Raw genomic sequence first — 12,270 nt, 5'->3', positions numbered from 1 at the left:
ATCCAGCCCGGCACGATCCAAGTCCGGCCGGGCGAAAATCCAGCCCCGCCGGCGTTTGAGGCGCGGGTACGGGGCGGAGCCCCGGATCTTTGGGGCGCGCTGGACAGCGGCGCCGGGCACACTCCAGCCTCGCCGGCGTTTGAGGCGCGGGGTACGGGGCGGAGCCCCGGATCTTTGGGGCGCGCTGGACAGCGGCGCCGGGCACACTCCAGCCTCGCCGGCGTTTGAGGCGCGGGTCTGGGCGGAGCCCAGGGGTCGCGGAGCGGCCCTTTCAGCCTCGCCGGCGTTTGAGGCGCGGGCGGTGGTTAGTCCTCGTGGATCGGGACGCGGCCGTTCAGGGACGGGGTCGTGGGGTCCGGGGCCGCGGCCGGGGGTTGGGACATGGAGGCGAGGAGTTGGCGGGCCACGCCCAGGCCCGCTCCACCCATGGAGAGGGCCTTCGCGAACATCTCCGACATGCCCTCCGCCCCGTTCAGCAGCACCATGTGCTCCACGTTCCCGAAGGCCCCCGCACCCGCCTCCACGATCGCCGGCCAGTTCTCGGCCAGCTGCTGCGCGACCACCGCCTCCTGGTTCTCCGCCAGCGCGGCGGCCCGCGCCTTGATGGCCTCCGCTTCGGCGAGGCCCCTCGCCTTCGCGGCCGCCGCCTCGGCGAGACCGCGGGCCTGCGTGGCCGCCGCCTCCGCCTCACCCGTCGCCCGCGTCGCGGTCGCGGCCGCCAGACCGCGGGCCTCCGTCGCCGCCGCGTCCGCCGTCGCGGCCGTCTTGACGCGCGTCGCCTCCGCGGCCGCCGCCAGCTCCGTTTCCTTCGCCTTCGCCTGCGCCGCCGAGATCCGCGCGTCGCGGTCCGCCTCGGCCCGGGTCCTGGTCTCGTACGCCTTCGCGTCGGCCGGCTTGCGCACGTCCGCCTGGAGCTGCTGCTCCCGCCGGTGCGCCTCCAGCTCCGCGACCTTGGTCTCCTGGACCACGACCTCCTGGCGGGCGGCCGCCTCCGACAGCGGGCCCGCCTGCCGGGCGGTGGCCGCCGCCTTGTCGCGTTCGGCCTGGTAGCCGGCCTGGAGGATCTCGCTGTCCCGGGTGGCCTCCGCCATCCGCGCGAACGCGGTCTGCTCGGCCTCGGTCGCCAGCCGGTTCGCCTCGGCCTGCGCGATCCGCGCGTCCCGCTGCACGGCGGCGGCGTGCGGCATGGCCAGGTTCTTGATGTAGCCGGTCGGGTCCTCGATCTCGTGGATCTGGAGGGAGTCGACGATGAGGCCGAGCTTCTCCATCTCCGTGCCGCAGGCCGCCCGGGTCTGCCCGGTGAGCTTCTCCCGGTCGCGGATCATGTCCTCGACCGTCAACCCGCCCACGATGGACCGCAGGTGGCCGGCGAAGACGATGTGCACCCGCTCCGGCATCATCTTCTGCTGGTCGAGGAAGCGGCGCGCCGCGTTGGCGATGGACACCAGGTCGTCGCCGACCTTGAAGATGACCACGCCCTTGACGCGCAGCGGGATGCCCTGGTGGGTGACGCAGTCCACCGACAGCTGGGTCTCGTTCAGGTCCAGGGAGAGCTTGCGCACCGCCTGTACGCCCGGGACGACGAGCGTTCCGCGCCCGGTGACGATCCGGAACCCCATGCCCTCGCCGAGACCCTCGGTCTTGTGCGTGGAGCCGGAGATGACGAGTGCCTCGTTGGGTTCGGCCACCCGCCACATGAGCTTGAACAGGCCGATCAAAGCCACGATTGCGGCGAGTACGATCCCCGCCACGACGCCGATAGCCATCGGCAACGCCCCCTTATTTCAGTGCCGTTCGGCACCGACGAGGGCGAGTCTGCGCCCGCCCGCCCCTGGCGGGAAGGGATCGGCGTGCTCTTATCGCCATCTTGATACACACGGACGGCGAGGCGGCTCAGTTGTCGTAGGCGGCCATCACGTACACCGTGCGCGGTGGCTGGTATTCCACGACCGTGACCACCGTCCCGACGGCGAGCCGCTCCGGCCCCGCTCCCGGCACCGGGTGGGCGAGGAAGTGCTCCGCTCCGCCCCGGATCCGTACGATGACCTCGCCGACCAGGCCCGGCCCGACCGTCCCGGTCACCCGGCCGGTCATCCCCACCATTTCCATGCCCGCGTCCCCCATGTCGCGAGGGTACGCCGCCGCGGCGGATCCAGGCCCTCCTCGGCGAGCCGGTGTTCCTGCGTGTCAGGCCGCCGCGGCGGCGGCCGGCCGGCGCAGGAAGGACAGCCACAGGGGGACCGCCATGCCGATGACCGCCGTGAGCGAGGAGAGGGTGTAGGCGAGGCAGACGCGAGTGGCGACGTCGCCGGGGATCAGGGTGACGCCGATCAGGACGAGGGTGGCGACGGTCCAGCCGAGCAGCTGCAGGCGGTGCTTGTGCAGGACCAGCAGGGCCTGGCCGAGCACCATGGCGAGCATGTAGAAGAGGGTGCCGGCGGAGATCCAGAAGAACGCGGCGTACCCGAGCCCTTCCTCGGCCTTGAAGAGCACCTGGATGAGCCACGGCCCCAGCAGGGTGGCGGGGATGCCGCCGGCGAGGCCGAGCGCGGTGACCACCAGGGAGGTCCGGCCGAGCAGCCTGGAGAAGCCGGCCCGGTCGCCGGCGGCCGCGGCGGAGGACAGTCCGGAGAGCAGCGAGGCCTGGAGCGAGCCGAAGACGAAGAGCGGTACGCGGGCCAGCACGATCGCGTTCAGCAGGCCGGCGACGAGCGCGCCCTCGGTGGGCGCCAGCAGCTTGGTGCTGACCACGGCGGCGTTGACGACGACCTGGGAGAGCAGGGTCGAGACGATGAGCGGGCCGAGCCCGCCGAGGAGCGCCGACCAGTGGGGCGCCGGTCCCCTGCCGAGCCCGCGCAGGACGGGGCCCGAGGTGACCAGGGCGGCGACGAGCGGGGCCACGACGAGGATCAGCGCGAAGGCCAGCGGGGAGCGGACCCCGGCGAGGGCGAACGCCCCCGCGAGGCCGATGCGCAGGATGCCGTCGATGGCCAGCTGCCAGCCGAAGGGGGCGAAGCGGCCGAGGCCGGCCAGGATGCCGCGGCAGATGTTGCTGAGGGCCATGGCGGCGAAGGCCATGGCGAGCGTGCCGACCATCTCGGTGTGGCCGTAGAAGAAGGTGTCGGCGAGGAGCGGGGTCGCCCACCACACGCCGGCGGCCAGCAGGAGGACCACGCCGAGGGTGAGTCCGGCGAGCCGGCGCACGACGCCGGAGACGCCCGTGCCGGCGACGCGGTGCGCGGCGACGATCCGGGTGAGTTCCTGTTCGACGGGGAAGAACAGGCCGATGCCGACGGACATGAGGATCGTCCACAGCACCGAGAGGGCGGCCATGCCCTCGGTGTCGAGGCTGTGGCCCGCCGCCATCAGGTGGACGTACGAGGCGGCCCCGAGCACGACCGTGCCGCTGATCACCAGGGTGGTGCCCGGCGGCAGGCTGCTCGCGATCCTCGCCAGCGGCGACCGCTTCACCGTCGCGGTCGCCGTGACGTCCGGTGTGTTCACGACTGCTGGGCGGCCTTCACCTTGAGCGGCTCCCACCAGGCGCGGTTCTCGCGGTACCAGTCGATCGTGGAGGCCAGGCCCTCTTCGAAGGTGACCTGCGGCGCGTAGCCGAGCTCCTCGCTGATCTTGGTGATGTCGAGGGAGTAGCGCAGGTCGTGGCCCTTGCGGTCCTCGACCGGCTCGACCATGTCCCAGCCGACGCCGGCGGCGTCCAGCAGCAGGCCGGTGAGCTCCTTGTTGGTGAGCTCGACGCCGCCGCCGATGTTGTAGACCTGGCCGGCGCGGCCCTTGAGGAGCGCCAGCTCGATGCCCCGGCAGTGGTCCGAGACGTGCAGCCAGTCGCGGATGTTGCCGCCCGTGCCGTACAGCGGGACCTTCTTGCCGTCGATCAGGTTCGTGGTGAAGAGCGGGATGACCTTCTCGGGGAACTGGTACGGCCCGTAGTTGTTGGAGCAGCGCGTCACCACGACGTCCATGCCGTGGGTGCGGTGGTAGGCCAGCGCCAGCAGGTCGGAGCCCGCCTTGGAGGAGGAGTACGGGGAGTTCGGCGCGAGCGGCCACTCCTCGGTCCAGGAGCCCTCGCTGATCGAGCCGTAGACCTCGTCGGTGGAGACGTGGACGAAGCGGCCGACGCCGTGCTTGCGCGCGGAGTCCAGCAGCACCTGCGTGCCGACCACGTTCGTCATGACGAACGGGCCCGCGCCGGCGATGGAGCGGTCCACGTGGGACTCGGCGGCGAAGTGCACCACCGCGTCGTGGCCGGGCATCACCTGGTCGACGGCGTCGACGTCGCAGATGTCGCCGCGGACGAAGCCGTAGCCGGGGTGACCCGCGACGGGGGCGAGGTTTTCCTCGACGCCCGAGTAGGTCAGCTTGTCGAATACCGTGATCTTGGCGGCAGGGTCCGCGGAGAGGAGGGAGCGGACGAACTGCGAGCCGATGAAACCGGCGCCACCGGTCACGAGAATGCGCATAGTGGTTTCACTTTAGCTGGGCCATGCGGGTGACCGGCATCCAGCGCCCCCCGAGGGAGCCGCGGGGGGACCCCGGTGGTGCGCCGCCGTGCCCGGTGGGTTAACGGCCCCGAATGGGCGCAACGTATGGTGGCAGGCATGCGTGGAATTCTTCTGGCGGGCGGCACAGGCTCCCGGCTCTGGCCCCTGACCCGAGCCGTGTCGAAGCAACTCCTCCCCGTCTTCGACAAACCGATGATCTATTACCCGCTTTCCACGCTGGTCATGGCGGGGATCCGCGAAATCCTGATCATCACGACCCCCCAGGACCAGGAGCAGTTCCAGCGGCTCCTCGGCGACGGATCGCAGCTCGGCCTCGACCTCCAGTACGCGGTCCAGGAGCGCCCCGAGGGCATCGCGCAGGCCTTCGTGCTCGGCGCGGACTTCATCGGGGACGAGCCGGTCGCGCTGATCCTCGGCGACAACATCTTCCACGGCAGCGGCCTCGGCACGCGCCTGGCCGAGCGCACCGACCCCAAGGGCGGCATCGTCTTCGCCTACCCCGTCGCGGACGCGACCGCGTACGGCGTGGTGGAGTTCGACGCGGACGGCCGGGTCATCTCCATCGAGGAGAAGCCCGAGAAGCCGAAGTCCCGCTACGCGGTGCCGGGCCTGTACTTCTACGACAACCGCGTCGTCGAGATCGCCCGCACGATCACCCCGAGCGCCCGCGGCGAGCTGGAGATAACCGCCGTCAACGACGCCTACCTGCAGAACGGTGACCTGGAGGTCACCGTCCTCGACCGGGGTACGGCCTGGCTGGACACCGGCACCTTCGTCTCGATGGTCCAGGCCTCGGAGTTCGTGCGCGTGATCGAGGAGCGCCAGGGCTTCAAGATCGGCTGCATCGAGGAGGCCGCCTGGCGGGCCGGCTTCGTCTCCGACGAGCAGCTGCGCGAGCTGGCCGAACCGCTGACGAAGAGCGGCTACGGCGACTACCTGCTGGCCCTGCTCGACGAGGAGAACGCCCGATGAAGTTCCGCGAGCTCTCCATCGAAGGCGCCTGGGAGATCACCCCGGTCCAGCACGGCGACCCGCGCGGGCTGTTCATGGAGTGGTACCGCTTCGACCACCTCGCCGAGGCCGTCGGCCACCCGCTGCGCCTCGCCCAGGGCAACCTCTCCGTGTCGGCGAAGGACGTCGTGCGCGGCATCCACTTCGCGGACGTCCCGCCCGGCCAGGCCAAGTACGTCACCTGCGTGCGCGGGGCCGTCCTCGACGTGATCGTGGACCTGCGTGTGGGATCGCCCACGTTCGGCCGGCACGAGTTCGTCCGCCTCGACGACGTGGACCGCCGCGCGGTCTACATCTCGGAGGGCCTGGGCCACGGTTTCTGCGCGCTGACCGACGACGCGACGCTCTCCTACATCTGCTCGGAGACCTTCAACCCCGCCGCGGAGCACTCGGTCCACCCGCTCGACCCGGACCTGGCGATCGACTGGCCTGCCGGTGCCGCTGCCCAGCTGTCGGCCCGCGACGCGGCCGCGCCCTCGCTCGCCGAGGCGATCGAGACCGGCCTGCTGCCGGACTACGAAGAGTGCCTGCGCTACCGCCGGTCGCTGCGCGACGGCGGTTGAGCCCTCCGACTCCTGCCCAGTCCCGTCTTCCCGAAAGCCCTGGTACGCCACACATGAGCACTCTCGACATCATGCTGCCCTACTACGGCGACGTGGCTCTGATGCAGGCCGCGGTGCGCAGCATCCTGGCCCAGAGCGACCCGAACTGGCGGCTCACGGTGGTGGACGACGGCCAGGAGCCGTCCGTCCCCGGCTGGTTCGCGGAGCTCGACGACCCGCGGGTCTCGTACCAGCGCAACGAGCAGAACCTCGGCGTCACCGGCAACTACCGCAAGTGCCTGGGCCTGGTTCGCGAAGAGCACTTCGTGATGATGGGCACCGACGACATCATGCTGCCCGAGTACGTGGCGACGGTGCGGGCCGCGATAGCGAAGCACCCGGGGATAGGCATGGTGCAGCCCGGCGTCCAGGTCATCGACGGCGAGGGCAGGCTCGCCGAGGGACTGGTCGACCAGTCCAAGAAGCGGCTGTACGCGCCCCGCGTCAACGGCGAGCTGCTGATGGGCGGCGAGCGGCTCGCGACCAGCCTGCTGCGTGGGTGCTGGGTGTACTTCCCGTCCATCTGCTGGCGCACCGAAGCGGTCCGCAAGGCGGGCTTCCGGGACAACCTGGAGGTCACCCAGGACCTCGCGCTGGAGATCGACCTGATCCAGGCCGGGGAGCAGATGCTGATATCCGACACCCTGTGCTTCCAGTACCGCAGGCACGCGGTCAGCATCTCCTCCCAGCAGGCGTTCACCGGCCGCCGCTTCCAGGAGGCCAACCGCTTCTTCATGGAGGTCGCGGACCGGCTGGACGCGCAGGGCTGGACGAAGGCCGCGAAGGCCTCCCGGCTGCACCTGTCCTCCCGGATCCACGCGGCGACGATGCTGCCCGGCGCGCTGAAGAACCGGCAGTCCGAGGGCGCCCGCACCCTGCTGCGGCACGTCACCGGTACCGATCACCGCTAGGCCGTCCCTTCCGGATCCTGCTCCCCCAGCCACCGCTGGGAGGTCCCCAGACCTGCGCCGCCCGGCACCGCGCCTCTCCGTTGCGATCCACGGCACCGAACGGCGCGGGCTTCATCCGCCAAGTACACAAGAGACGACCTGGCGGGTGTCCGATGGACCGGGGCTGATGCAGCCTGATCCGAAAGACACACCGCAGCCCCCATTCGCCCGACCGCCCGGAGCCCGAACCCCATGTCAGTCACCCGCCCTTCCCTGCCCCGCGTGGCCGTCCTCGGAGCGACCGGCTTCATAGGCCGGGCCCTGTGCGCCACGCTCGACGAGCGCGGCCACGGCCTGCTCGCCATCGCCCGCAAGACGCCGTCCTCCGCGCTGCCCGGCGAGTTCGCCGCCTTCGACCTCACCGTCGACCCGCCGGCCGCCCTGGCCGAGCTCCTCGCGGAGCAGCGGATCGATGTCGTCGTCAACGCGGCGGGCGGCATGTGGGGCCTGACGGACGAGCAGATGGTCCCCGCGAACCTCGGCATGGTCACCCGCCTGCTGGAGACGCTCGAGCTCATGGCTCAGCCGCCGCGGCTGGTGCAGATCGGCTCCGTGCACGAGTACGGCACCTTCCCGATCGGCGTGACCTACACCGAGGACTCCCCCGCGCGTCCCTCGACGGCCTACGGGCAGCTGAAGCTCCAGGCCACCGAGCTGATCGCCGACACCATCCGCGCCAAGGGCCTCGACGCGATCGTCCTGCGCCTGGGCAACGTCATCGGCGCGGGCCAGCCGGCACACAGCCTGCTCGGCGTCATGGCCGGCAAGCTCGCCGAGGGACAGGCCGCCGGCGGCGCGGAGCTGTCGCTGATGCCGCTCACCGCGCAGCGCGAGTTCCTCCACCTGCAGGACGGCATCGACGCCATCGTCGCCGCCCTCACCCCCGCGGGCCCCTGCCCGCCGGTCCTCAACCTGGGCCTGGGCAGGGCGACTTCCGCCCGGGAGCTCGTCGAGCTGCTGATCGAGGAGAGCGGCGTGCCGACGCGCATCACGGAGGTGCCCGCCCCGGACGGCGCCGGTCCCGAGACCGAGTGGCACCAGCTCGACATCAGCGCCACCGAGCGGGCGCTGGGCTGGAAGCCGGTCCGCAGCCTGCGCGACGCGGTCGCCGAGCTGTGGCAGGCCGCAGGCCCGGTCAACGTCTCCCAGGAAGCCTGACTCCCCTATGTCTCGCAGCGCATCCGTCCTGCCCGGCCATCGCGGAACCCTCGGTGAGCTGTACTCGCCGCGGGCCAACAGCTTCGGCGTGCTGCGGCTGGCCCTCGCCTCGTCGGTCGTCCTCTCGCACGTGTGGCCGACCGGATGGGGCCCCCTGGACCCGCTGTGGCGGTACAGCGGGCAGCAGACCGACGTCGGCAAGATGGCCGTCATCGGCTTCTTCGTTCTGTCCGGCTTCATGATCACGGGCAGTGGTGCCCGCGGCACCTCCGGCCGCTACGCCTGGCACCGCGCCCTGCGCATCCTGCCCGGCCTGTGGGGCTCGCTCCTCGTCTCGGCGCTGATCATCGTGCCCGCGCTGTACCACCACCTGCACGGCACGTTGGACGGCTACTGGAACCACCCCCAGGGGCCGGTCGGTTACCTCCGGGGCATGTGGGACACCTCGACCAGCACCCACTGGGACATATCCGGGGTGGTGGCCGAGGGAAGGGCCCGCGGAACCAACTTCGACCAGAGCGTCAACGGCGCCCTGTGGTCCCTCAAGTACGAGATCCTCTGCTACGTGATGGTCGGCGTGCTGGCCGCCGCCGGCGTCCTCAGCCGGGCCCGCAAGCTCGTCCCGCTGTCCGCCGTGTTCCTCGGCATCCTGATCCTGCGGGACTGGATCACCGCCCCCTCCGTGCGCGGCATCCCGGGCGACATGCGGAGCAACCTGCAGGTGCCGTTCCTCGGCGAGATGAATGTGCACTTCATCGTGCACCTGTGCTTCGTGTTCCTCATCGGCGCCACGTTCCACCTGTACCGCGACCGGGTGCCGGTCAACGACGGCCTGGCCCTGATCTGCGCCCTGGTGCTCGGCGGCACGCTCGCCTTCGGCGGTGTCTTCGTCTTCGGCTACCCGGCCTTCGCCTACCTGCTGCTGTGGCTCGCCGTACGGCTGCCGCGCCCGTTCCAGAAGGTCGGCCGCAAGCGCGACTACTCGTACGGGATCTACATCTACGGCTTCACCGTGGAGCAGGCGCTGGCCCTGCTGGGCTACGCGAAGTACGGCAAGCCCGTCTTCCTGGTGCTGGCGATGGCCGGCACGGTGGTGCTGGCGGCCCTGTCCTGGCACCTGATCGAGTCCCAGGCGATGAAGCTGAAGAACTGGACTCCCTGGTTCGTGCGCAGGCTCAAGCAGCGCGGTTCCGCGCCCGCCGTCGAGGAGTCGAAGCCGCGGTCCGAGCCGGAGTCCTCCCCGGCCGTCACCGTCTGACACACCCCACCGAACGGCCACGGGCGTGGCCGTTCGGTGGTGCCGGCTGTCTAGGAGTGGCCCAGGTCCTCGGACGCGAGGTCCGTCGGGGGCACCGAGCCCGTGTCCGCGGCGGGGGCCGGGTGGAGCATGAACTCGTCCGCGGCCATCGAGTCGAGCACCGGCGGCGCGGGCCTCGGCGTCTTCGGCATGACCGCGGCCTCCGAGTGACCGCCGCAGCCGTACGAGAGGGAGACCAGGCGGCCGTCGGCCGGGCTGAACTCGTTCGCGCAGACACCGAAGGCCTGGCCGAGCGAGCCGCCGATCGCGACGAGGAAGCCGCAGGAGACGCAGGACGCGGGCGCGGCCTGCGCCATCGGGGTCTTCGCGCCGAAGCCCTCGTCCCAGCGGTCGGCCGCACTGTGCAGCCCGTACCGGGACAGGACGCGCGCACGCCGCATGCCCAGTTCCTCGGCCACCGAGGTGATGGAGCCGCGCACCGGGACCACCGCGCGGTCGGTGACGTCCGCGTCCTCCGCCTCGACCAGCTCGGCCATCTCCGCGGAGACCACCGAGTTCGGCGGCGGGGCGTCCTCGCCCGACCAGCCCGGCTCCAGCCGCAGGTCCTCGGCGTCGGTGGGCAGCAGGTCGCCCGGGCCCATGTCGCCGGGGCGCAGCCGCTCGCTCCACGGCACCCACTCCGGCGCGAGCAGCGCGTCGTCGCCGGGCAGCAGCACCGTTTCGTCGAGGGTGACGTTCTTGGCGCGGGAGGCGCGGGTCACGGTGACGGCCCAGCGCCAGCCCCGGTAGCCCGGTTCCTTGCACTCGAAGAAGTGAGTGACGACGCGGTCACCCTCCGAGACGGCGGAGACGTGCTCTCCCACCACCCCGGGGAACGCGGCCTCTTCGGCCGCCGCGCGGGCGAGTTCCACCGCCTCCACACACAGGCGGTCGGGGGCAGGGGTACGCGGGGTACGGCTTCGCGTCGTCGCAGCACTCACTGGTCTCGTTCTCTCCTACGCCGTCTCACGTGTGCGCCGTCCGTACTGTCGTCCACAACGACCCGTCGGTGCTGTCCGTACGTGGCGCGGGCGGAGCGGACCAGAGGGCCGCGTCGACGTCCGCACCCGATCGGACTCCGGGCGCACCTTTATGCGATCCATTCTGCGGGATCGCGAAGAGGCGCGCGGCCAGGAGCAACCGCCGGTGGCGCGCTACGCACGCTACCTCCTCCGAAGCCTTCGGCCCACATGCAAGGTCCGATTCGCGGACATGGAGACGGGATGGGCCCGGGCGAGCACGCGCCGGGAAGGCTGCCGGCGGGCATGGTGGGGCACTATGGCCAGGTGGCACCCGTACGGTCGTCCGCCGACGGCTCGGGACCGGCCAGGCGGGCCGGCCGGGCCCTGGGGCGTGCCCTGCACATGCCGATCACCGGGACGGCCCGCGGGATCCGGCGGGCCACGCACGCGCACGGGGCCGGTGAATCGGGCCTCGGCCGACTCATCGAACTGCACGCCATCAACGGCGCCGGCGACATGATGATCACGGTGGCGCTGGCCTCGACGGTGTTCTTCTCCGTCCCCACGGACGAGGCCCGCGGCCGGGTGGCCCTGTACCTGGCCATCACGATGGCCCCCTTCACCCTGCTGGCCCCGGTGATCGGCCCGCTGCTGGACCGGCTGCCGCACGGCCGACGGGCCTCCATGGCGGCCGCGATGCTGGCCCGCGCGCTGCTGGCACTGCTGATGTCGGGCGCGGTCGCCACGGGAGGGCTGGAGCTGTACCCGGCGGCGCTCGGTGTCCTCGTCGCGTCCAAGGCGTACGGGGTCGTGCGCAGCGCCGTGGTCCCGCGCCTCCTGCCGCCCAGGTTCTCACTCGTCAAGGCGAACTCCCGGGTCACACTGGCCGGTCTGCTCGCCACGGGCCTGGCCGCGCCGGTGGGCGCCGGGCTGCACACGATCGGGCCGCAGTGGCCGCTGTACGGGGCCTGCGCGATCTTCATCTGGGGGACCTTCGCGGCGTTCTCGCTGCCGCACAAGGTCGACATGGCGGAGGGCGAACGCCGGGCGCGACTGTCCACGCACGAGGCGCACTCGAAGCGGCCGGGCCTGCGGACGGTGAGCCGCTCGGTGCTGTGCGGGCTCCTCGCCAACGCCTCCATGCGCGGGCTGTCCGGGTTCCTGATCTTCTTCCTCGCGTTCCTGCTGCGCGAGCACCCGCTGGGCGGGCAGAGCGCGGCGGTGTCGCTGGGCATCGTGGCCGTCTCGGCGGGCGTCGGCAACGCGTGCGGCACGGCGGTGGGCGCGTGGTTGCGGGCCCGCGCGCCGGAGGCGATCATCGCGGCCGTCCTCTCCCTCACCCTCGGTGTCGCGATCCTGGCGGCGGTCTTCTTCAGCGGGCTGTTCATGGCCGTCCTGGGCGCCACGGCGGGCTTCTGCCAGGCGCTGGCGAAGCTCTCGCTGGACGCGATGATCCAGCGGGACGTCCCGGAGGCCGTACGCACCTCCGCCTTCGCCCGCTCGGAGACGTTGCTCCAGGTGGCGTGGGTGCTGGGCGGGGCGATCGGCATCGCCCTCCCGCTGAACGGCGTCCTGGGCATGTCCGTAGCCGCGGGGACGGTCGCCCTGGGCACCACCATGGCCTACCGCGGCCTCCTCGCCGCCCCCCGCCACCACCCGGGCACCCCCCGCCCCCGCGTCGCCTAGCGCCGCTGCTGGGGCTCCGCCCCAGACCCCGCGCCTCAAACGCCGGCGAGGCTGGAATTGCCCTCCGGGCAATCCAGCCGCTGT

At 71.7% G+C, this 12,270-nt stretch carries 11 protein-coding genes; 6 read left to right on the top strand and 5 right to left on the bottom strand.

The window, feature by feature from the left end; translation table 11 throughout:
- Positions 1-305: 305 nt before the first annotated feature.
- The 4 genes from ACFV9H_RS40010 to rfbB form a co-directional block, all read right to left on the bottom strand.
- Positions 306-1,766, bottom strand: a complete 1,461-nt coding sequence (locus tag ACFV9H_RS40010) for a flotillin family protein (RefSeq protein ID WP_385408680.1) — start codon at positions 1,764-1,766, stop codon at positions 306-308.
- A gap of 127 nt (positions 1,767-1,893) precedes the next feature.
- A complete protein-coding gene (locus tag ACFV9H_RS40005) occupies positions 1,894-2,124 on the bottom strand; it encodes a hypothetical protein (protein WP_385408678.1) in 231 nt (76 codons plus the stop codon).
- A gap of 63 nt (positions 2,125-2,187) precedes the next feature.
- Complete coding sequence (locus ACFV9H_RS40000) at positions 2,188-3,504, bottom strand: lipopolysaccharide biosynthesis protein (RefSeq protein ID WP_385408676.1); 1,317 nt, start codon at positions 3,502-3,504, stop codon at positions 2,188-2,190.
- On the bottom strand, positions 3,501-4,478 hold the full coding sequence (rfbB, locus tag ACFV9H_RS39995) for a dTDP-glucose 4,6-dehydratase (protein WP_385408674.1): 978 nt from the start codon (positions 4,476-4,478) through the stop codon (positions 3,501-3,503). The genes ACFV9H_RS40000 and rfbB overlap by 4 nt, the downstream gene beginning before the upstream one ends.
- Before the next feature lie 138 nt (positions 4,479-4,616).
- Here rfbB and rfbA point away from each other — a divergent pair, with 138 nt between their 5' ends.
- From rfbA to ACFV9H_RS39970, 5 genes are all read left to right on the top strand, one after another.
- Entirely contained in the window at positions 4,617-5,492 is an 876-nt protein-coding gene (gene rfbA, locus ACFV9H_RS39990; RefSeq protein WP_385408672.1) for a glucose-1-phosphate thymidylyltransferase RfbA, read from the top strand.
- Positions 5,489-6,094 carry a dTDP-4-dehydrorhamnose 3,5-epimerase family protein gene (locus ACFV9H_RS39985; protein ID WP_385408670.1) on the top strand — a complete coding sequence of 202 codons (606 nt, stop codon included), beginning with the start codon at positions 5,489-5,491 and terminating at the stop codon, positions 6,092-6,094. The genes rfbA and ACFV9H_RS39985 overlap by 4 nt, the downstream gene beginning before the upstream one ends.
- Before the next feature lie 53 nt (positions 6,095-6,147).
- Positions 6,148-7,044, top strand: a complete 897-nt coding sequence (locus ACFV9H_RS39980; RefSeq protein ID WP_385408668.1) for a glycosyltransferase family 2 protein — start codon at positions 6,148-6,150, stop codon at positions 7,042-7,044.
- A gap of 231 nt (positions 7,045-7,275) precedes the next feature.
- On the top strand, positions 7,276-8,241 hold the full coding sequence (locus ACFV9H_RS39975; RefSeq protein WP_385408666.1) for an NAD-dependent epimerase/dehydratase family protein: 966 nt from the start codon (positions 7,276-7,278) through the stop codon (positions 8,239-8,241).
- 7 nt (positions 8,242-8,248) lie between these two features.
- Entirely contained in the window at positions 8,249-9,499 is a 1,251-nt protein-coding gene (locus ACFV9H_RS39970) for an acyltransferase family protein (protein WP_385408664.1), read from the top strand.
- Between the two features lie 50 nt (positions 9,500-9,549).
- On the opposite strand, the gene ACFV9H_RS39965 is transcribed toward ACFV9H_RS39970, so the two are convergent.
- The gene (locus tag ACFV9H_RS39965; RefSeq protein ID WP_385408662.1) at positions 9,550-10,479 is read right to left on the bottom strand and encodes a DUF3027 domain-containing protein; all 930 of its coding nucleotides are present in this window, start codon (positions 10,477-10,479) and stop codon (positions 9,550-9,552) included.
- 324 nt (positions 10,480-10,803) lie between these two features.
- Here ACFV9H_RS39965 and ACFV9H_RS39960 point away from each other — a divergent pair, with 324 nt between their 5' ends.
- Entirely contained in the window at positions 10,804-12,186 is a 1,383-nt protein-coding gene (locus ACFV9H_RS39960; RefSeq protein ID WP_385408660.1) for an MFS transporter, read from the top strand.
- Positions 12,187-12,270: the final 84 nt, after the last annotated feature.

It is taken from the genome of Streptomyces sp. NPDC059874, from assembly GCF_042731135.1.
Lineage (GTDB): Bacteria > Actinomycetota > Actinomycetes > Streptomycetales > Streptomycetaceae > Streptomyces.
This window is presented reverse-complemented; position numbering and strand designations above follow the sequence as displayed.

Bases quoted from the DNA above. Each gene is read 5' to 3' on its own strand.
- ACFV9H_RS40010 (WP_385408680.1), bottom strand. From the start codon at position 1,766: ATGGCTATCGGCGTCGTGGCGGGGATCGTACTCGCCGCAATCGTGGCT.
- ACFV9H_RS40005 (WP_385408678.1), bottom strand. From the start codon at position 2,124: ATGGGGGACGCGGGCATGGAAATGGTGGGGATGACCGGCCGGGTGACC.
- rfbB (WP_385408674.1), bottom strand. From the start codon at position 4,478: ATGCGCATTCTCGTGACCGGTGGCGCCGGTTTCATCGGCTCGCAGTTC.
- rfbA (WP_385408672.1), top strand. From the start codon at position 4,617: ATGCGTGGAATTCTTCTGGCGGGCGGCACAGGCTCCCGGCTCTGGCCC.
- ACFV9H_RS39985 (WP_385408670.1), top strand. From the start codon at position 5,489: ATGAAGTTCCGCGAGCTCTCCATCGAAGGCGCCTGGGAGATCACCCCG.
- ACFV9H_RS39980 (WP_385408668.1), top strand. From the start codon at position 6,148: ATGAGCACTCTCGACATCATGCTGCCCTACTACGGCGACGTGGCTCTG.
- ACFV9H_RS39975 (WP_385408666.1), top strand. From the start codon at position 7,276: ATGTCAGTCACCCGCCCTTCCCTGCCCCGCGTGGCCGTCCTCGGAGCG.
- ACFV9H_RS39970 (WP_385408664.1), top strand. From the start codon at position 8,249: ATGTCTCGCAGCGCATCCGTCCTGCCCGGCCATCGCGGAACCCTCGGT.
- ACFV9H_RS39960 (WP_385408660.1), top strand. From the start codon at position 10,804: ATGGTGGGGCACTATGGCCAGGTGGCACCCGTACGGTCGTCCGCCGAC.